21 protein-coding genes are annotated in these 19,159 nt (G+C 69.7%); 7 read left to right on the top strand and 14 right to left on the bottom strand.

Translation table 11 applies throughout. The features are described from left to right. The first annotated feature begins 74 nt into the window (after window positions 1-74). From serS to MKL09_RS14935, 3 genes are read left to right on the top strand one after another with little or no spacing between them, the layout of a single operon-like run. Window positions 75-1,490, top strand: coding sequence for a serine--tRNA ligase (serS, locus tag MKL09_RS14945; RefSeq protein WP_244021260.1), 1,416 nt, complete (start codon window positions 75-77; stop codon window positions 1,488-1,490). Then, on the top strand, window positions 1,490-2,254 hold the full coding sequence (gene surE, locus MKL09_RS14940; protein ID WP_244021258.1) for a 5'/3'-nucleotidase SurE: 765 nt from the start codon (window positions 1,490-1,492) through the stop codon (window positions 2,252-2,254). Before serS ends, surE begins: the two co-directional genes overlap by 1 nt. Continuing rightward, window positions 2,251-2,898, top strand: a complete 648-nt coding sequence (locus MKL09_RS14935; protein ID WP_244021256.1) for a protein-L-isoaspartate O-methyltransferase family protein — start codon at window positions 2,251-2,253, stop codon at window positions 2,896-2,898. The genes surE and MKL09_RS14935 overlap by 4 nt, the downstream gene beginning before the upstream one ends. 134 nt (window positions 2,899-3,032) lie before the next feature. On the opposite strand, the gene MKL09_RS14930 is transcribed toward MKL09_RS14935, so the two are convergent. The 6 genes from MKL09_RS14930 to MKL09_RS14905 form a co-directional block, all read right to left on the bottom strand. Beyond that, complete coding sequence (locus MKL09_RS14930; protein WP_244021252.1) at window positions 3,033-3,911, bottom strand: phytoene/squalene synthase family protein; 879 nt, start codon at window positions 3,909-3,911, stop codon at window positions 3,033-3,035. Next, window positions 3,911-4,309 (bottom strand): Mth938-like domain-containing protein, encoded by a 399-nt coding sequence (locus tag MKL09_RS14925; RefSeq protein ID WP_244021250.1) that lies wholly within the window; start codon window positions 4,307-4,309, stop codon window positions 3,911-3,913. Before MKL09_RS14925 ends, MKL09_RS14930 begins: the two co-directional genes overlap by 1 nt. A 12-nt stretch (window positions 4,310-4,321) precedes the next feature. Continuing rightward, a complete protein-coding gene (secF, locus tag MKL09_RS14920; protein WP_244021248.1) occupies window positions 4,322-5,263 on the bottom strand; it encodes a protein translocase subunit SecF in 942 nt (313 codons plus the stop codon). A gap of 235 nt (window positions 5,264-5,498) precedes the next feature. Then, on the bottom strand, window positions 5,499-7,103 hold the full coding sequence (secD, locus tag MKL09_RS14915; RefSeq protein WP_244021246.1) for a protein translocase subunit SecD: 1,605 nt from the start codon (window positions 7,101-7,103) through the stop codon (window positions 5,499-5,501). Between the two features lie 57 nt (window positions 7,104-7,160). Next, complete coding sequence (yajC, locus tag MKL09_RS14910) at window positions 7,161-7,496, bottom strand: preprotein translocase subunit YajC (protein ID WP_244021244.1); 336 nt, start codon at window positions 7,494-7,496, stop codon at window positions 7,161-7,163. A gap of 120 nt (window positions 7,497-7,616) precedes the next feature. After that, window positions 7,617-8,501: an alpha/beta fold hydrolase gene (locus MKL09_RS14905; protein WP_244021242.1), complete on the bottom strand. Its 885-nt coding sequence runs from the start codon at window positions 8,499-8,501 to the stop codon at window positions 7,617-7,619. 123 nt (window positions 8,502-8,624) lie between these two features. Here MKL09_RS14905 and MKL09_RS14900 point away from each other — a divergent pair, with 123 nt between their 5' ends. After that, window positions 8,625-9,017 (top strand): YidB family protein, encoded by a 393-nt coding sequence (locus tag MKL09_RS14900; RefSeq protein WP_244021233.1) that lies wholly within the window; start codon window positions 8,625-8,627, stop codon window positions 9,015-9,017. Between the two features lie 81 nt (window positions 9,018-9,098). Further along, on the top strand, window positions 9,099-9,440 hold the full coding sequence (locus tag MKL09_RS14895) for a YidB family protein (RefSeq protein ID WP_244021232.1): 342 nt from the start codon (window positions 9,099-9,101) through the stop codon (window positions 9,438-9,440). A gap of 79 nt (window positions 9,441-9,519) precedes the next feature. On the opposite strand, the gene MKL09_RS14890 is transcribed toward MKL09_RS14895, so the two are convergent. Then, window positions 9,520-10,992, bottom strand: a complete 1,473-nt coding sequence (locus MKL09_RS14890; protein ID WP_244021231.1) for a peptidoglycan DD-metalloendopeptidase family protein — start codon at window positions 10,990-10,992, stop codon at window positions 9,520-9,522. 190 nt (window positions 10,993-11,182) lie between these two features. Here MKL09_RS14890 and MKL09_RS14885 point away from each other — a divergent pair, with 190 nt between their 5' ends. Beyond that, window positions 11,183-11,749 carry a GNAT family N-acetyltransferase gene (locus MKL09_RS14885; RefSeq protein ID WP_244021230.1) on the top strand — a complete coding sequence of 189 codons (567 nt, stop codon included), beginning with the start codon at window positions 11,183-11,185 and terminating at the stop codon, window positions 11,747-11,749. Window positions 11,750-11,796: 47 nt separating this feature from the next. Here MKL09_RS14885 and MKL09_RS14880 read toward each other — a convergent pair whose 3' ends face one another. From MKL09_RS14880 to MKL09_RS14850, 7 genes are all read right to left on the bottom strand, one after another. Next, window positions 11,797-12,105: a hypothetical protein gene (locus tag MKL09_RS14880; protein ID WP_244021229.1), complete on the bottom strand. Its 309-nt coding sequence runs from the start codon at window positions 12,103-12,105 to the stop codon at window positions 11,797-11,799. A 296-nt stretch (window positions 12,106-12,401) separates the two neighbouring features. Next, window positions 12,402-13,679: a porin gene (locus tag MKL09_RS14875; RefSeq protein ID WP_244021228.1), complete on the bottom strand. Its 1,278-nt coding sequence runs from the start codon at window positions 13,677-13,679 to the stop codon at window positions 12,402-12,404. 224 nt (window positions 13,680-13,903) lie between these two features. Continuing rightward, window positions 13,904-14,752 (bottom strand): 23S rRNA (adenine(2030)-N(6))-methyltransferase RlmJ, encoded by an 849-nt coding sequence (locus MKL09_RS14870; protein WP_244021227.1) that lies wholly within the window; start codon window positions 14,750-14,752, stop codon window positions 13,904-13,906. A gap of 66 nt (window positions 14,753-14,818) precedes the next feature. Next, window positions 14,819-15,481 carry a ribonuclease T2 gene (locus tag MKL09_RS14865; RefSeq protein ID WP_244021226.1) on the bottom strand — a complete coding sequence of 221 codons (663 nt, stop codon included), beginning with the start codon at window positions 15,479-15,481 and terminating at the stop codon, window positions 14,819-14,821. A gap of 2 nt (window positions 15,482-15,483) precedes the next feature. Continuing rightward, entirely contained in the window at window positions 15,484-15,945 is a 462-nt protein-coding gene (locus tag MKL09_RS14860) for a hypothetical protein (protein WP_244021225.1), read from the bottom strand. Between the two features lie 93 nt (window positions 15,946-16,038). After that, window positions 16,039-16,278: a hypothetical protein gene (locus tag MKL09_RS14855; protein ID WP_244021224.1), complete on the bottom strand. Its 240-nt coding sequence runs from the start codon at window positions 16,276-16,278 to the stop codon at window positions 16,039-16,041. Window positions 16,279-16,341: 63 nt separating this feature from the next. Continuing rightward, window positions 16,342-17,331, bottom strand: a complete 990-nt coding sequence (locus MKL09_RS14850; RefSeq protein ID WP_244021419.1) for an extensin family protein — start codon at window positions 17,329-17,331, stop codon at window positions 16,342-16,344. Window positions 17,332-17,442: 111 nt separating this feature from the next. Here MKL09_RS14850 and MKL09_RS14845 point away from each other — a divergent pair, with 111 nt between their 5' ends. Then, window positions 17,443-18,675, top strand: coding sequence for an amidase (locus tag MKL09_RS14845; protein ID WP_244021222.1), 1,233 nt, complete (start codon window positions 17,443-17,445; stop codon window positions 18,673-18,675). Window positions 18,676-19,159 lie beyond the last annotated feature (484 nt).

Below are 19,159 nucleotides of genomic sequence, written 5' to 3'. Positions count from 1 at the left end.
CCCACCGGACGCGATGCGGCAAAGCGGGGGCCGCGCGCGCCGAGCCTCGCGCGCCACCGATCCGAGCCGACACGATGCACGACATCCGCGCCATCCGGGACAACCCGGACGCCTTCGACCGCGACCTCGCTCGCCGGGGCCTCGCGCCGCTCTCGTCCGCGCTGATCGCCCTCGACGAGGCCCGCAAATCCGCGGTCTCGGCGGCCCAGGCCAACCAGGAGCGGCGCAACGCGCTCGCCAAGGAGATCGGCGGCGCCAAGAAGGCGAAGGACGAGGCGCGCGCCGCGGCTCTGATGGCGGAGGTCGCTGCGCTGAAGGCGGCCGAGCCGGAGCTGAAGGCCGCGCAGGATCAGGCCGACGCGGCGCTCGCGGAAAAACTCGCCGCGATCCCGAACCAGCCAAAACCCGACGTGCCGGACGGGGCCGACGAGCACGGCAACGTGCTCTACCGCAGTCACGCTTCCACCCGTGAGCGGCTGACCGAGGGTCGCGAGCATTTCGAGCTTGGCGAGGCCAGCGGGCTGATGGATTTCGAATCCGCCGCCAAGCTCTCGGGCTCGCGATTCGTGGTGCTGAAAGGTCAGCTCGCCCGGCTGGAGCGCGCGCTCGGCCAGTTCATGCTCGACCTGCACACGCAGGAGCACGGGTATCTGGAAGTGACGCCGCCGGTTCTGGTGCGGGACGCCGCGATGTTCGGCACCGCACAGCTGCCGAAATTCGCCGACGACCAGTTCTTCTCGTCGAACATCCAGAGCCGGGCCGAGATGCTGCACGAGGCCCTGGCCCATGCCGGCGAGGCGGATCAATCCGCCTTCCGCGACGGCGCCCTCGGGCTCGCCGACGTGGTCGACCGGGCTATCGAAGCGGCACCCACACGGGAGGATTTCTGGCTCATCCCCACCGCCGAGGTGCCGCTGACCAACCTCGTGCGCGAGTCGATCCTGAAAGAAGAGGAGCTCCCCCTGCGCTTCACCGCGCTCACGCCCTGCTTCCGGGCCGAGGCCGGGGCGGCGGGGCGGGACACCCGCGGCATGCTGCGTCAGCACCAGTTCAACAAGGTCGAGCTGGTCTCGGTCACCACGCCAGAGGAATCTGCCAACGAGCACGAGCGGATGCTCACCTGCGCGGAGGCGGTCCTGAAGAAGCTGGATCTGCCCTACCGGGTGATGACGCTCTGCACCGGCGACATGGGCTTCGCCTCCCAAAAAACCTACGACATCGAAGTCTGGGTGCCCGGCCAGCGCACCCATCGCGAGATCTCGTCGTGTTCCGTCTGCGGCCCGTTCCAGGCCCGGCGGATGAACGCCCGCTACCGGGGCAAGGACGGCAAGCCGGCCTATGTCCACACGCTCAACGGCTCAGGGGTCGCGGTCGGCCGCGCCCTGATCGCCGTCATGGAGAACTACCAGAACCCGGACGGGAGCATCACGATCCCGTCGGTGCTCCACCCCTACATGGGCGGGCTCAACCGGATCGAAGGGGCCCGCTGATGCGCATCCTAGTCACTAACGACGACGGCATCCACGCGCCGGGGCTCGCCACCCTGGAGGAGATCGCCCGGGAGCTGTCCGACGACGTCTGGGTGGTGGCGCCGGAGAGCGACCAGTCCGGCGTGTCGCACTCGCTCTCGCTGAACGACCCGCTGCGCCTGCGGCAGATCTCGGAGCAGCGCTTCGCCGTGAAGGGCACGCCCTCCGACTGCGTCATCCTGGGGGTGCGCCACATCCTGGGCGATCACGGGCCGGACCTGGTCCTGTCGGGGGTCAACCGCGGCCAGAACGTCGCCGAGGACGTGACCTATTCGGGCACGATCGCGGCCGCCATGGAGGGCACGATCCTCGGCATCCGGTCGATCGCGCTGAGCCAGGCCTACGGGGCGGGCGGACGCACCAATCTCAAGTGGGACTGCGCCCGGGAGCACGGCCCGAAGGTGATCCGCAAGATCCTGGAGACCGGAATCGAGCCCGGCATCCTGGTCAACGTGAATTTTCCGGATTGCGAGCCTGACGCCGTCCAGGGCATCGCGGTGGCGGCGCAAGGCTTCCGGAACCAGGCGCTGCTGTCGATCGACGCCCGGGTCGACGGGCGCGGCAACCCGTATTTCTGGCTGGCCTTCGCCAAGGCCCGGTTCGAGCCGGGCCACGGCTCGGACCTGAAGGCGATCGCCGAGAAGCGGATCTCGGTGACGCCGCTCCGCCTCGACCTCACGGACGAGCCGACGCTGACGCGATTCGCGCAGGCCTTCTCGGCGTGATCGATCTGGGCGGCCTCGAGGAGGCTGCCGGCAACGCGGCCTTCGTCATGGCGCTCCGGGGCCGGGGGATGCGGGACACCGCGATCCTGCGGGCCATGGAGCAGGTCCCGCGGGAGCCGTTCGCCCCGGTCGCCCATCGCGCCCGGGCCCGGCGCGACATCGCCCTGCCGCTGCCCTGCGGCGCCTCGATGACCGCGCCGACCCTGGTGGCGCAGATGCTGGCGCTGCTGCGCGTCGAGCCCGGGAACCGGGTGCTGGAGATCGGGACCGGCTCGGGCTACGCCACAGCCCTGCTGGCGAAGCTCGGGGCCGGCGCGGTCCTCAGCCTGGAGCGCTACGCGACCCTGGCGCGGGAGGCCGCCGCGCGGCTCGCTGCCCTGTCCGAGGTGCACGTGGTCCAGGCCGACGGCCTCGCCCCGGAGTTGCCGGACGGCGGCTTCGACCGGATCCTCGTGCATGGCAGCGTCGAGGCCATCCCGCCACACTGGCGCGCGGCCCTCGAACCGGGCGGTCGCCTGGTGACCGGCCTCAGCCAGGATGGCCGCTGCCGGATCGCGACCCTGGCGACCCCGGAGGCCGAGGCGGAGCTCGGCCCACCGACGCGTTTGGCGGCGCTGGTGCCGGGGTTGGCGTTGGTGCTGTGACGTCCCCGTTCCACGCCGTCATTGCGAGCGTAGCGAAGCAACCCAGGGAAACGCCACCATTCTGAGATCGCGCGCTGCACTGGGTTGCTTCGCTGCGCTCGCAATGACGGTGAGGGTCGTTCGCTCGAAGGTGTTCACCCAATCCGCCGCGACGCCCGCCACAGCCGCCACAGCCGGCGCCAGCGCGGCAGATCGACGAGCGTGTTGAGCGGATCGTAGCTCGCCCGCTCCATCGTGACGAGGTAGGGCTCGACCAGGGCCACCGGCAGGAACGCCGTACCGGCGAGCGGCGCGATGGCCGGGCGGGCGGCCTCGAAGGCCTTGAGATGGGTCCGGGCGAGGTCGCGCAGGTCGGCGCAGGCCCGGCGCAGGCCGGGGCCGCCGCGGCCGCTGGTGATATCCTCGCGGGTGACGCCGTAGCGGGCCAGCACGTCGGCCGGCAGGTAGACCTGGCCGGAGCGGGCGTGCCACGGCAGGGCGCGCAGCAGGCCGGTGAGGCCGTAGGCCACGCCGGCATGGCCCGCGGCCCCCGCGCCGCCCGGCTCGGTTCCGTTGCCGATCACCAGGCTCGCCAGCCGGAACAGGGCCGAGGCGGTCTCGCCGCAATAGCCCTCCAGGTCGTTCACCCGGGGCATCGGATCCTCGTAGAGGTCGAACACCCGGGCGTCGATCAGGTCCACGAAGGGCTGGCGCAGCAGGCGGTTCACCCGGATCGCCTCCTCGAGGGCTGCGGCCACCGGGTTGGCGCGGACATCGCCCCTGGCCTCGCCCTGGAGGGCGTCGCGCCACCATTGCAGGCGGATCTCCCCGGCCATCGGGTTCGAGGCGGCCTCGCGCACCCGCGCGATGGTCAGGCTGAAGGCGTAGAGAGCGAAGAGATGCGGCCGAGCGGCAGCCGGGGCGAACAGGGTCGCGTAGTAGCGGTCTGGGTCGCCCTCGCGGACCAGCTGCTCGCAATGGGCCTGCGCGAAGGCCAGGCCGGTCTCCGCGGGCTTGTCGTCGACCTGCGGCATCACGCGACCACGATCAGGGCGGCCGCGACCTTGCGGTTCTCGGCCACCAGGATGTTGTAGGTGCGGGCGGCGGCCCCCGTCTGCATCACGTCGAGGCCGACGCCGGCATCCTTGAGCCAGCCGCGCAGGGACGGGTCGATCGCCGCGATGTCGAGGCCGGTGCCCACCAGCAACAGCTCGATCCCCGCCGCCTCGGCCTGGACCGGGCGCAGGGCCGTGCGGTCGATCGCCTTCGGCGAGGTCACGTCCCAGGCGCGCACGCCCGACGGCAGCAGCAGGAGCGAGCCGCGATGCGACATCCCGGCGAAGCGGAAGCCGCCATTGCCGTAGGTGTCGATGATGTGCCGCCCCGGCACGAAGCCGGATTCGAAGCCCTTGGACGTCTCCTGCTCGGCCATGTCCGAAAAAAACTACTCCGCGGGTTGCGGGACGCCGGAGCGCTCGGCCGCCGCCCGGGCGCCCGAGAGCATCAGCCCCAGGTAGATCAACACCGGAGTCGAGACGAAGATCGCCGAGTAGGTGCAGATCACGACGCCGCAGAGCATCACGGTGGCGAAGCCCTTGATCGCCTCGCCCCCGAACAGGACCAGCGCCAGGAGCGACAGGCCCGACGAGATCGAGGTCATAACGGTCCGCGACATGGTCGAGTTGATCGACAGGTTCAGCAGGTCGACGGTGGGGATGGTCTTGTAGCGCCGCATCAGCTCGCGGGTCCGGTCGAACACCACCACGGTCTCGTTGAGCGAGTAGCCGACGATGGTCAGGATCGCGGCGATCGAGGTCATGTTGAACTCGATGCGGGTGATGATGAACACGCCGACCGTCAGCACGATGTCGTGCAGCGTGCCGACGATGGCGCCGAGCGCCAGCTCCCGCTCGAACCGGAACCACAGGTAGAGCAGCACCGCGACCACCGACAGCACGACGCCGAGCGTTCCGGACTGGACCAGCTCGCCCGACACGCGCGGGCCGACAGTTTCGGTGCGGCGGAAGTCGTAATCGGCGTCGAAGGCGGCGTGCGCCTTGTTCATCACGGCGGTCTGGCCCTGCTCGCCGGGCTGGAGCGGCAGGCGCACCAGCACGGTGCCCTGGTTGCCGAGTTCCTGCACCTCCGGCTCGCCGAAGCCGAAGCCGACCGCGGTATGCCGGATCGCGGCCACGTCGGCGGTGCCGGACTTGGCCTGCAGCTCGACCAGGGTGCCGCCCTTGAAGTCGATGCCGAAGTTCAGCCCGATGGTGAGGAACAGCACTACGGTCGCGAGCGACAGCAAAGCCGACAGCGGAAAGGTCAGCCGCCGGAAGCGCATGAAGTCGAAATGCGATTCATCGGGCCAGAGGCGGAGCAGGCGCATTGTTTCGGACCTAACGTGTGGAGAAAGTCAGCACCGGCGCAATCCAGCCGTCCCACCCGCAACCTCATCCTGAGGTGCTTGCGCCTCGCGCAAGCCTCGAAGGAGGCCTCCAGGCTGCGCGCGGTCCCTGGAACCCTCCTTCGAGGCCCGCTGGCGCGGGTACCTCAGGATGAGGTCCGGGGTTTGGAGCGGCGGATCACACCGGCGACGATGCATCTCCCCAAAGGAAGTTCATTCAGAACGGCAGGGCCTTCGGCCTGAACGTCTTATACCACACCGCGATCATCATCCGGGTCAGCGTCACGGCGGTGATGACGGTGGTCAGGATGCCGAGGATGAACACCACCGCGAAGCCCTTCACCGGCCCGGAGCCGAGGAAGAACAGGATCAGCGCGGCGATCGCCATGGTCGAGTTCGAGTCGATGATCGTCGCGAAGGCGCGGTCGAAGCCGGCCTGGAGCGCGGAGATCAGCGAGCGGCCGGCATGGCTCTCCTCGCGCATGCGCTCGTAGATCAGCACGTTGGAATCCACCGCTGTGCCGATGGTGAGCACGATGCCAGCGATGCCCGGCAGGGTCATGGTCGCCTCCAGCACCGACATCAGGCCCAGGATCAGCCCGACATGGACCATCAGGGCGATGTTGGCGATGAACCCGAAGGTGCCGTAGGTGGCGAACATGAAGCAGACCACGAGGCCCGCCGCCACCAGGGTCGCGAGCTTGCCGGCCTGGATCGAGTCGCGGCCGAGGCCGGGGCCGACGACGCGGCGCTCGACCACGGTGAACTTCGCCGGCAGGGCGCCGGCCCGGAGCAGGACCGACAGGTCGTTGGCCTGCTGAACCGTGAAGTTGCCGGTGATCTGGCCCGAGCCGCCGGTGATCGCCGAGCGGATCACCGGGGCCGAGACGACCTCGTTGTCGAGCACAATCGCCATGCGCCGGCCGACATTCTCCGAGGTTGCTTGGCCGAAGCGCTGGGCGCCGCGCAGGTTGAATTTGAAGCTGACCATCGGCTCGTGCGACTGCTGGTCGAAGGCCGGCTGGGCGTCGGTCAGCTCGCCGCCATCCGCCATGACCCGGCGCTCGACCGGGACCTTGGCGCCCTTCTCGTCCTTGGAGGGCAGCATGTCGACGTCACCCGAGGGGCTGTCGGCGAGCATGCGGAATTCGAGCTTGGCGGTGGAGCCCAGCAGCTTCTCCAGCCGCTCCGGGTTCTGCTCGCCCGGGACCTGGATCAGGATCCGGTCGGCGCCCTGCTGCTGGATCGAGGGCTCGGTGGTGCCGGTGGAATCGAGGCGTCGGCGAATGACCTCGATGCCCTGGCTCACGGCCCGGCGGGTGCGCTCGGTGATGCCGACATCGGTGAGCGTCAGGCGGATCACGCCGCCGGGCTGCTCGGTGATGTCGAGGGTGCGGGCGGCGGTCTGGCCGATCGACGTGGTGATCGGCAGCGACAGGTCCTGCAGCTTGGGCAGGACCTTGGCCCGGGCCGCGTCGTCCGCGACCTTCACCTGGACGCCGCGCTGGAGCAGACCGATGCCGCCGTCGGCGCGCACGTTCTCCTGCTGGAGCGTGCGGCGCACGTCGTCGCGCAGGGCCTTGGCCTGGGAGGCGACCAGCTCGTTCTGGTCGACCTCCAGCAGCAGCTGCGAGCCGCCCTGGAGATCGAGGCCGAGCACGATGCCCCGGGTCGGGACGATCCAGGTCGGGAACCAGGACGGCAGGCTCGCCACGAAGCCCTTGCGCTGCTCCGGCGAGAAGAAGCTCGGCACCGCGAGCATCAGGCCGATCAGGATCGCCGCGAGGGTCGTGATGATCTTCGCACGGGAGAAGCGCAGCATCGGCCGGTGTTTTCTCTGTCAAGCCGGCGGGTTACGCCGGCCGCTTCATGGAAGGTGTCAGGCGGCCTTGGCCGGCCCGCCCTTGGCGCGGACCTCGGAAATCATCGTCCGCACGACCCGCACGCGGACGTTCGGGGCGATCTCGACCTCGATCTCGGACTGGTCGTCCACGGCCTTCGTCACGCGCCCGACCAGGCCGCCATTGGTGACGATCGTGTCGTCCCGGCGCACGGCCTTGATCAGCGACTGGTGGTCCTTGACCCGCTTCTGCTGCGGTCGCAGGATCAGGAAATACATGATCACGAAGATCAGGACGAACGGGATCACCTGAAAGGCGATCTCCGCTCCGCCAGCGGCCGTAGCGGCCCCTTGCGCGAAGGCGGGGGTGATCAACGAGCGTCTCCTGCGATTGGCGCGCAGGCCTGCCGCCGGATGCGGCGTGTGCAGACCTGTCTGAAAGCGCGCGGACTATAGCCAGGGGCTTCCCGAAAGCAACGCCCCGCGCTCCAGCCCTCACAGCAGGCCGAGCACCGCCTCCGCGAAGGCGTCCGGCGCCTCCTGGGGAAAGTTGTGCCCGACCCCCGCGACGATGGCGCGCCGGTACGGCCCGGTGAAGTGCCGGGCGTCGGTATCCTCCGCCGGCGGTGGCCCGACCCCGTCGTCGGCCCCGAGCAGCACCACCGACGGCACCGTGATCTCCGGCTGCGCGGCCAGCTTGGCCTCGATCGCGACCAGCGCCGGGTCGCCGGGGACCAATCCGAAGCGATGGCGGTAGGAATGGACCACCACGTCCACGAAGTCCGGGTTTTCCGCGAAGGACTGGGCGGTCCGGGCGTACGTCTCTTCGCCGAACAGCCAAGTCGGCGACCACAGCCGCCACAACAACGCGCAGAATTGCGCCCGGTTGGCCGCCAAGCCCGCGCGGCCGCGCTCGCCGTGGAGGTAGTACTGGTACCACAACCTGTGCTCGACATCCGGCGAGGCCGGATTGCCCGCGGCCGGGATATTCTGGATGTTGTAGCCCACGCCGCAGCTCACCAGACCGGCCGCCCGCTCCGGCCAGAGCGCCGCGACCACGCAGGCGGCCCGGCCACCCCAATCGTAGCCGGCCAGCACGGCCCGCTCGATGCCGAGCGCATCCAGGAAGGCCAGGAGGTCGGCCCCGAGGGCCGCCTGCTCGCCGGAGCGCAAGGTGGCCGCGTCGCGGAACCGGGTCGGCCCGTAGCCCCGCAGATACGGGATCAGGCAGCGCACGCCCTCGGAGGCGAGGCGCTCGGCCGCCGCGTCGTAGGCATGGACGTCGTACGGAAAGCCGTGGAGCAAGACGGCCAGCTTGCCGTCCGGCGGGCCAACTTCCAAGTACGCGACATCGAGAACACCGGCCTGAACGCGCTTCACGGATCGCTCCTTCGCTGGCCCGGCATCCTATCCCGATTCCCGCGCAATTGCCGCATCCGCTCTTGCCGAAAGCCCGATCCGCCCGACCTTGGGCGCGGTGATCGAACCGGGAGATACGACACGATGGGCCTGCTCGACGGTGTGAAGACCATGATCGGCGACGTGGTCGCGGCGGCCGACCGGGCGGTCGTGAACACCGGCAGCGGCAAGCTCGCCCTGGCGCTGGCCAAGTTCTACCCGGGCGGCCTCGTCGCATTCCTGGACCGGCTGCGCGAGACCGGCCACGGCGAGGCCGTCGAGTCCTGGATTGGCTCCGGCGAGAACCGCCCCGTCCCGGTCGACGCCGTCGCGCGATGCCTGCCGGATGCGGTCACCGAGCGGCTGGCTTACGACCTCAACCTGCCCGCCGGGCGGGTGGCGACGGCGCTCGCCGAGTTCCTGCCCGCGGCGGTCGCGGCCCAGAGCGAGGACGGCCGGCTGAAGCCGCAGCCGAACTTCAGCACGCAGATCCGCTGATCGTTATCTCGGCGGCGGCCCTCGGCCGGACCCGGTCACGCCCTATGATCCTCCCGTACGGGGATCGACAGGAGGACCAGGATGAGCATGCTCGATAGTCTCGGCGGTTCGCTAGGGCAGATTGCGCTCAAGGCGCTGCCCGGCATCATCCAGCAGGTCCTGCCGGGTGGCCTCAACGCGCTGCTCGATCAGCTCCGCCGCTCCGGCTACGAGAGCCAGGTGAATTCCTGGCTGGGCCGCGGCCCGAACGAGCCGATCACCGCCGACGACCTCCACAAGGTCCTGGACAACGAGCAGGTCCGCCAGATGGCGCAGAAGCTCGGCATTCCGGTCGACCAGCTGTTCCCGACCCTGGCCAGGACCCTGCCGGAGGCGGTGGACCACCACAGCCCGGACGGAACGCTGCAGGCGCCCCAGACCTGATCGCGCGACCTAGACCGTCGCGAACGAGAACGGCGGCCCCTCTCGGGACCGCCGCGCGCAACGCATCGACTGCGTCGTCTCAGTTGCTGGCGAGCTGGGACATCGGGTCCACCGGCGAGCCGCCCTTGCGGATCTCGAAGTGCAGCTGCGGCGAGGTCACGTTGCCCGAGGCGCCGGACTTGGCGATGGTCTGGCCGCGCTTGACCTTGTCGCCGGGCTTCACGTCGATCTCGCCGTTATGGGCGTAGGCCGAGACGAAGCCGTTGGCGTGGCGCACCAGCACCAGCTTGCCGTAGCCCTTCACGTCCGAGCCGGCATAGGCCACGGTGCCTTCCTCGGCGGCCTTGACCGGCGTGCCTTCCGGCACAGCGATGTTGATGCCCTCGTTGCCCGAGGTGCCGTAGCCCGAGATCACCCGGCCCTTGGCGGGCCAGCGGAAGCTCTCGGATGCGGAGGCCTCGGCGACCGACCCGGTGGCGGCGGGCTCGGGCTTGGCGGGCGCTGCCGCGGCGACCGGCTTCGGCGCCTCCTTGGCGGCGACCTTCTCGGGCTTCTCGGCGGCGGCGGCCTTCTGGGACGCCTCCTTGGCGGCCTTGGCCTCGGCGAGTTTCTGGGTGGCCTCGGCCTTCGCGGCCGCCTTGGCCTCGGCTTTGGCTTCGATCTTGGCTTCGATCTTGGCTTCCTGGGCCTTCGCCTCGGCCTTGGCCTTGGCGCCCGCCTTCGGATCGGCCTTCTTCTCATCCGCCTTGGCGACCTGGCCCGGGCGCACGTGCTTCTTCTTGTCGGCCTCCTTCAGGGACGCCTCCTTGCGGGACTTCTCCTCCGCGACCTTGCGGGCGGCAGTATCCCGGGCGAGCGCCTCCTTGCGGTCCGCTTCCTTCTCGGCGGCGGCCCGCTTGGCCTCTTCGCGCTTGGCATCCTCACGCTTGGCCGCCTCCTTGGCGTCCTCGCGCTTGGAGGGAACCTTGGCTTCGATCTGCCGGGCGTCCTCGCGCTTCTCCTCGGCGGCCCGGGCCGGACGCGCGGTCATCGGGGCCGCGGCCGGGTTCAGCCCGGAGGCGTTGTAGACCGGGATCACGATCTGCCGGCCGGGGGTGATCTGGCTCGCGTTGGACAGGCCGTTGGCCGACAGGATCGCCGAGGCCGGGACGCCGAAGCGCGTCGACATCTGGTTCAGGCTGTCGTTCTTCGACACGGTGATCTGGGTGCCGCCCTGCGCATTCCAGCCGGGGTTGCCGGTGGAGGCGACGCGGGTGGTCGGCGCCGCCGAAGCGCTCGGAGCCGGGATCGCCGAGGCAGCCGGGCGCGGGGCCGCGCCGGGGGCGCCGAGCGCCTCGGACTGGATCCGGCCCGTGCGGATCGCCGGCGCCGGCTTGAGGCCGCCCTCCGGCAGGCTGCCGGTGGCGGCGGGCTCCGACGAGAAGGGGTTGGAGAATGGGTTGCTCAGGCGCGATGCGTCCGAGGAACAGGCGGCGGCACCGCCGCCGATGATGCCGATGAGGGCGACGCGCGACAGCGTCCGTAACCCTCGACCCGTACCGCGCACCCGCATCGACGCACCCGTTTGCCTGACGCAACTTGATGCCCCAATGAAGACGGATTCAGGTTAAGCAACCGTTCCCGTCCGGCCTATCCGTGACCGCGCTGCGCTCTGTCTGAGTAGTGGCCAGCGTGTTCGCGGGATGAAACGCGGGGGCCTGACCGTGCCTTTTCCGGTCCGGCCGCCACCCCACATCGAAGCGATGTTTACCATTCGCGCCGCCCGCGACAGCCTCGCCGACCTGCCCCGGCTCGAGACCGCCCGCTTGTCGATCGCGGCCCTGCGCCCGGAGGACGCCCAGGACCTGCGCCGGCTCACCGACGACCCGGCGATCACCGCGGCGGTCGATTTCCTGCCGACGCCCTTCACGATGCGCGATGCCGAAGACCTGATCCGCAGCGGCAGCCGCGGCCAGGACCGCTTCCTCGGGGCCTGGATGCGTCGCCCGGGCGCGCCACAGGCCGGCGAGGCGGCGTCCGCGGACGGCATGGGATCCGACCTCGTCGGCGTCGTGGGCACCCATCTGCGCGGTCCCGGCGCGATCGAGATCGGCTACTGGATCGGGGGTGCGGCCCGCGGGCGCGGCTTCGCCTTCGAGGCGGTCTCGGCGATCGTCGCGCTCCTTGCCCGGCGCTTCCCGGGGCGCATCATCGTGGCGGAATGCCGCCCCGGCAACGTCGCGTCCTGGGGCCTCCTGCAGAAGCTCGGATTTCGCGACACCGGGGAGGAGGGGCACCGCCCCGGCCGGCGCCTGCTCCAGCGGGGCTGAGCGGCACCGATCGTGTTTCCCCCGACGCGGGACGGCCGCGGCCGCCTTCAGTTCAGCGCCTCGCCCGCCACAGCCTCGGCCGTCTTGGCCCGACGCGGCTTCTTCTTGTGTCCATCGACCTTGATGGTCCGCTCATCCTCGGACACGCGCTCGACCAGGGCAAAGCCGTGCAATTCGGCCAGGCAGGCCAGATCCTGCGACTGCTCCTCGATCAAGGCATAGAAGGCGGCCCGGACGATATCCTTCTTGGACGCATCGGGATGCCTGTCCCGGACAGCGGCGCGCAACGCCTTCGGCGACATGCCGGGCGCGGCGACACTCCGCAACGTGTCCGACAAAGCCTTGATCTGCGGCATCTTCAGAGGTCCTCAGCCTGTTCATGCATGACAGGCGAAGTCTAATACGTGACGCCGTGGCATCACCGCAAGTTCGACGCGATCTCGCTCGCAGCCGAAATGCCAAGATCTATGACAGAGCACTTATCAATACTATCTGATTGGAGCAATTCTATATTTTAATTCGACGATCGATCCGAAACAAGATCAATAGCCCGCAACGAATTCAAATTTTTCTCCGCGCATGAAAAAACCCCCGGACGCATGCCCGGGGGTCTTCGATAGATCCGGCCCGAGGGCCGGCAGGGAGAATCGGATCAGAACGTGATGCCGGTCTCGACCATGTAGCGGTCCTGAGTCGTGCGGTTGCCGGTGCGGCCGAAGCCGGTGCCCAGCGTGCCCTCGGCAATATTGCCGCGGGTGATGCCGCCGAGTTCGACATGGGCGTATTCGACCCGGAAGAAGTAGCGGTCGAACGTGAAGGTCGGCGTGACGGTGACCGAGAAGGCGTTGCTGCCGGCGCCGAAGCCCAGGAGATTCGTTCCGCCGGAGCCCCGCACGCCGGTCTGCTCGGTGTACTCGACACGGCCGGCCAACGAGAAGTTGTCGGTGAAGGAATAGGCCGCCAGCAGGGCACCGCCATAGGTCGACGCGGTGTTGTTGATTCCGAGGCGGACGTCACGCTCGACGTTGGTGAACTGGAAGTACGGCGAGACGATCCACGGACCGTTCGCGTAGGTGTAGTTGACGTTGAAGATACCGCTGTTCTGCTGCGCGTTCGGCGTTGCGAACTGGTAGCGGGCGCTGCGGTCGAGGGCATTGGTGCGCCCGACGTTGAGGCCGCCGTTGACGCCGATCGTGTTGAAGTCGTCGAGCTTGTAGGCGACGTTGCCGGTGAACCAAGAGATCTCGTTGGAGAAGAAGCCGTCGGTACCCGCGAGCGAAACCGAGAGCGGGCCGCTGCTATAGTTGACCTGCACACCCTGGTTGATGAAGTTCTCCTGCACGAACAGGAGGCCGCGGTTGATGTTCAGGTTCTGGTAGGTGAACAGCAGCTCGGTGCCGATCAGAGTGAACATCCGTCCGCCCTGGACCGACCACTCGTCGTTGATCTGGATCTTGCCGAAAGCGACCGGGACCGGGCCGAACAGCAGGTCGGTCTGGGTGAACGTTCCGAGGGTCGGGAAGCCGAGCTGCGGGATCGAGTAGCCGCCAGCCTGGATGTAGAACTGGAACGCGCCCTCGGGCTTCTGAATGATTCCCTGGATGTTTGAGAAATCGAACCGCGCAGAGCGATCCCGGTCATTGGGGGCGGCCGGCGTCGAGAACGACGCGAACGGGTTGCTCTGCGTGTAGCCGTAGCCGGTGACGGCACCGCCGACATAGAGGTCGCCCAGCGGACCGGCCGAGAAGCAGGTCGGGTTCGGGTTGGCCTTGATCGTGCCGCTGTAGGTCGGGCCGAGGAGCGTGGCCTTGCAGGGCTCAGCCGGGGGGGCCACAGGCACAGGTGCCGGGGCCGCCAGATCGGCCGCGAGGATGCTGGTCGAGGAGAGCAGCACGGTGGCCAAACCGGCCAGGGTGGATCGCTTCAGCATGGTGTCGCAGCTCGTTCGAATTGGTTCCCGGCCAAGCTGACACCGACCCGTGGATGATACAAAAGCAAACTAATGGCACTTGCCTAGTTTTTAGTCATTCTTGGGGTCGTGGCGCGGGTCCGCAGAGAAATGTGGCTTTATAGCAACAACAAAGGCGGCCGCTCCTATGTGAAACCTCCTAAAGAATTGTTCCGGTCTCGCCGCCCCGAATCAATAGTGACGAATCAGCTCTCACGGCCGATCGAATCGCAGCGAAACCCGCCGAACGCCTCCCGGGCCAGCCGCTGAGCTAGGGCCGGCAAGAACAGCAGCGCCTCTTCGGCCAAGCGCCAGGGCGGATTGACTACGATCAAGCCGCTGCCGCACAGCCGCGTCGGGTCATCCGGCCGGTCGATCAGCAGGTCGAGGCGCAGGGCCGGGCGGGGCAGGGCGGCGTCGAGGTCGCGGGCCATGCGGTCGATCGCGGCCGTGTCCTTGATCGGGTACCAGGCCAGGAAGATCCCGGTCGGCCATTTCGCCACCGCGCGGGCGAGATGGCTGCCTAGCCGCTCGACCTCGCCGGGGACCTCGTAGGGCGGGTCGATCAGCACGAGGCCGCGGCGCTCGGGGGGCGGGATCTGGGCGTTGATGGCGGTCCAGCCATCGAGGCTTAGGACTTTGGTGCGCGTATCGCGCGCGTAGCGGTCCCGCAGGGTCGCGGCATCCTCCGGGTGAAGTTCCACGAACACGCCCTTGTCGCCGGGCCGCAGGGCCTCGCGGATCAGTGCGGGCGAGCCGGGATAGGCGGTGGCGCCGTAGCGGGCCTGCACCGCCGCCACGGCCGCCCGGTAGGGGGCGAGCAGTGCCTCGACCTCGGGCGCGAAGGGTTCAGCCATCCGGCCCCAGCCCTCCTGCCATTCGCCGGTGCGGGACGCCTCGTCGGCGGTCAGGTCGTAGATCCCGAGGCCCGCGAAGGCGTCGAGTGCCCGGAACGGCTTGTCCTTGAGGCGGAGATGGGCGAGCACCCGCGCCAGGACGAGGTGCTTGAGCACGTCGGCATGGTTGCCGGCGTGGAAGGCGTGCCGATAGTTCATGGCTGCGCCCTGAAGCGGATCGCACGGTCCGGGTCCAGCCTCAAACCGCGAAACCGCCCAAATAAATCAGCGGGCGGCATCCAGCGTGACGTCCGGCGCGCGGCAATTGCCGCGGGCGACATCGGGGCAGGACGTGAAGCCGCGCAGGTCCTTGGAGAAGCAGATCCGCATCTCCTGGAGCTGCCCGCGGGTGCAGATCACCGCCATCATGTCGGGGCGCAGGCCGCGGTTGGCCGCCACGAATTGCCGGGCGATCTCGATCGGCGCCAAAGTTTGCGGGGCACCGCCGCCCTTGAGCCCGTCGGGGATGGTCACGGCGAGGCGCGCGTCGCGGGCGGCCTGGAAGTAGCTGGTGGGGTCGAGGCCGGAGCAGGTGCCGTGGGCGCGCCACTCGTGCCGGGCGAGCCCCTCGCTCGGATAGACCTGGCCGGCCACCTCCAGCGCCTGCCGGGTCGGCGCGCGCTCCACCGCGGAGCAGTTCTGCGGGTAGCCCCGGGCATATTGCGGCCAGAGCCCATGGACCACGAAGCCGAGGCCGCGGCCGGGGGTGCATTGCACGTCGTTCCGGCGCTCGCCCACGCCGGCGCAGTAGGTCGGCGACCACGACAGGGCCAGCACGTAGAAATCGAACGCCCCCGGCTCGCCCCGGCGGCTGAAGCCGCCGACATCCTGGGCGGCGGCCGGCCCCGCAAGCAGCAGGGCAGCGAGGCAGGCGGCGCGGGCGCGCATCCTCAGGGCCGCGCCATCCGGCAGGCCGTGGCGTAGGCGTAGGCCAGGTCGCGGTCGAGGCCGTGGACGCAGAACTCGACGCCCCAGGTCGCCCCGATGATACCGAGGCTCTCGCGCACCGAGTAATCGACCTTGCGGCGCACGCCGTCCGAGGTGGTGACGGTGGCGGTGCAGAACCGGCGCGGATAGGTGTCCAGCCCCCAGGGCCGCCAGGCGGTGCGCTCGATCGTGTCGAAGGACCGGATCGTCATCGACGAATTCCAGTACTTCGCCTCCTTCTCGGCGAAGTTGGTCGAGACCCGCTCCAGGACGCTCGGGTCCTGGCAGCCCGGGATCTGCGCGTCGAACGGAAAAATCCGCTCTTCGGCGGGCTCGACATCCTCCCGGGCCGAGCGGGCCAGAGCCGGCTGCGCGACGGAGAGGAGGGCCAGCCCGAGGGCGAGGCTGTGAAGGATCGGGCGCATGGCGCGTGCCTCGACGGGGGTGCTGTCCTGCATGCGCGAGACGATGGCTCGGCGGGGGCGCCAGTCAAGTCGATCGGCGTTGGATGTAGCAGTTTACAGGTCGGTGCGGCGCGGCGGCCACGGTGCCGGAGCGCCAGGTGCCGGTCTGTCCACTCCGGGCGGCGGACGCCGAACGATCCCGGCGGCTGCCAAGCGGCGGCGGCCTTCGGCCTTCAGCGCTTCGATATCCAACGGCGCCGAAGGGCCGCTCTCCATTCCCTCGCGGATGTCCCGCCGCAACGCATTCAGTTTGGCCGCCCGGTGGTGCTCATCCAGGATATCGCTCGCCGGCATCGCCCCCTCCGCGGAAACCGCGAGACTACCACCTCGTGATCGTCCCGCAATCCGAGGCCCGTCTCAGTAGATCGGCCCCGTGCTCGGCGGCGGCGCGCCCAGCTGCAGCGGCTCGTCGTCATCCTGCACCGGCTCCTCCGGGGCCGCCGCGGCGACGCGGGGCGCGGGCCGGACCGGCGGCGCGGAGGTGTAGGCCGTGGCCGCGGGCACGCGCGCCGGGGCGCGGGCGACCTGGGTCGGGCTCGCGGCCTTCGACATCGGCGAGACGCCGTAGGGATCGTCCTCCTCGATATCCACGGGCGCCTGCGGGGCGGCCGGTTGGCGCGGCGGCGGGACCGGGCGCGACAGGGGCCGCTCGGCCCCGGTGCCGAGCTGGGGTGTGAACTTGATCAGCGGCTGGCAGATCCGCTTCAGGCCGCGCGGGTCGTGCCGGGCGAGGTCGACATGGATGTGGTCGTAGTGGAACACGTTCGAGCCCGGCGCCAGCACCGTGGTGAAGCGCTGGCAGGCGCCCAAAAAGATCTCGCTCAGAAATCCCTGCTCGGCTTCCGTCCCGCGCCAGCCGCCCTTGACGGTGATCACGTGGCCGTCGGCGAGCTTGATCGACATCACGTCGATGGCGTTGCCGAAGCCGTGCTCGGAGAGCTTGGCGCCCGCCTGGTTGTTGCGCCCGCGGCAGGAATAGGAGCCGGCGTTGATCTCGGCCACCGGCACGCCGAAATACAGCTCGGCGGCGGGCTGGATCGTGTCGGCGAGCCAGGCTTCGGCCTCGGCGAGCGCCGGGCAGCCCAGGGTCATCCGCTGCTTCAACACCACTGTGCCGCCGGCGAGCCGCGTCACTCGGAAGGGCTGCTGCATGCCGCACGGGCCCGGCCCGTCCATCGCCGCGATCGGCGTGATGAACTCGGTCGGCTCGACGAGCTTTTTGGCCAGGCAGACCTGCTCCGCCTGGTCGCGCCACGGGTCGCGCCGCTCGAACCGGTTGATCGAGCACGCGGTGAGCCCCGCGCCGAACAGCGCCAGGGCCGAGAACAGGGATACGCCACGCCACATGACCCGGACGATGCGCACGACCGCGTAAAGCGTTCGTCAACGCCGATTCGGGAATGGCCCGGCCTGTGGCCGATCGGTTGACAGGGGCCGGGCTCGGGGACTGAATACAGAATGCTGTCACTCCTCGATCTCCGCGCCCGCATCGAAGCCGGCACCCTGACGCCCTCGGGCGCGATCGACCTGTGCCGCGCGGCGATCACCGCGCGGGAGCCGGCGCTGCGCACGCTGGTGACCCTGGACGACAACCCGGCCATCCCGGCATCCGGGCCGCTCGCCGGCATCGCGGTGGGCGTGAAGGACATCATCGACAGCGCCGGCCTGCCGACCCAGATGGGCTCCGCGCTCTACGCGGGCTGGCGACCCCGGGGCGATTCCGCGGTGGTGGCGCGCCTGAAGGGCCTCGGTGCGGTGGCTCTGGCCAAGACCACCACCACGGCTTTCGCCAGCAGCGACCCGACCGAGACGGTCAACCCGCACGATCCCGGCCACACCCCGGGCGGATCCTCGGCGGGCTCGGCCGCCGCGGTGGGCGCGGGGCTGCTGCCCCTGGCACTCGGCACCCAGACGGCGGGCTCGGTGATCCGGCCGGCGAGCTATTGCGGCTGCGCGGCGGTGAAGCCGTCCTTCCGGCTGATCCCGACGGTCGGGGTCAAAACCTATTCCTGGGCGCTCGACACGGTCGGGCTGTTCGCCGCCGGGGTCGCGGACGTCGCCCACGCCCTGGCGCTGGTCACCGGCCGCCCGGAGATCGAGGGGGCGGAGACGGGATCCGCCCCGCGCATCGGCCTCGTGCGGCAGGATTTTGCGGAAGCGCCGGAGCCCGCCGCCGAGGCCGCCCTGGTCCGCGCGCGGCAGGCCGCCGAGCGGTCGGGCGCGCAGGTCACCGACCTGACCCTGCCGCCGGAACTGGCGCTGGCCTGGGAGCACCATCGGATCATCCAGAACTACGAGGGCCGGCTGGCGCTGGCCTGGGAATACGATTCCCATCGGGACGCACTGCCGCCGCGGGTCCGGGAGCATCTCGACGCGGGAGCGGCGATCGCGGCCGCGGAGTACGACGACGCCCGCCGCCACGCCCACCGGGCCCGCCGGGTGCTCAAGGGCCTGTTCGCCGCGTACGACGCGATCCTGACCTTCTCGGCCCCGGGCCCGGCCCCCGCGACCCTGGCCTCCACGGGCGATCCGCGGTTCAACCAGCTCTGGACCCTGATGGGCGTGCCCTGCGTGAACGTGCCGGTCCCCGGCGACCACCTTCCGGTAGGCGTGCAGGTGATCGGCCGCTTCGGCGACGACGGCCGGGCGCTGGCGGTGGCGGGGATGATCGAGGCGGCGTTGCGCGGCTGACGGGCTCGCCCGCAGCGCCTCGGGATTGTGACGGGCGTTCGCGTGCGACCGACGGATCCGTAGGAGCCCGTATGAGCGAAGGCGCGGCGTGCCGGACACGTCCAGAACTCGCCTCAATCGGCTCGCCTGCACACGGGCTGCTTCCGGCCCAACCGGGTCTTACCCGTTGCTGCAAGTGCTGCCTGAAAGCAGACACAAGCCTGGGGCCTCATTGACGGTAAGCAATGCCCCTCACCGATCCTTCAGCACATCCGCGTTTGGCGGCGACGCGACCGCTCTCAGAGCCTGTTTGACTGCGTGATCGCAGTCGCGTGACGGTCCTGACTGACGTGTATCCCAATCTTCCCCTCATCCTTGTAAGTCAGTCGGCGTCCGATCTGGTAAGGTCGGATCCGCGGCGACGGGCAGGACCCCGGCTCATCCTGGGGCACTGAAGCCCGCACCTCAGCTTGGGAGCCTGCCCGTTCCTTCCACGACCCCGGAC

This window comes from Methylobacterium sp. J-048, assembly GCF_022829515.1.
In the GTDB taxonomy this organism is placed as follows: domain Bacteria; phylum Pseudomonadota; class Alphaproteobacteria; order Rhizobiales; family Beijerinckiaceae; genus Methylobacterium.
The sequence above is the reverse complement of the archived record's forward strand: the minus strand, read 5'-3'. Positions and strand labels throughout refer to the sequence as shown.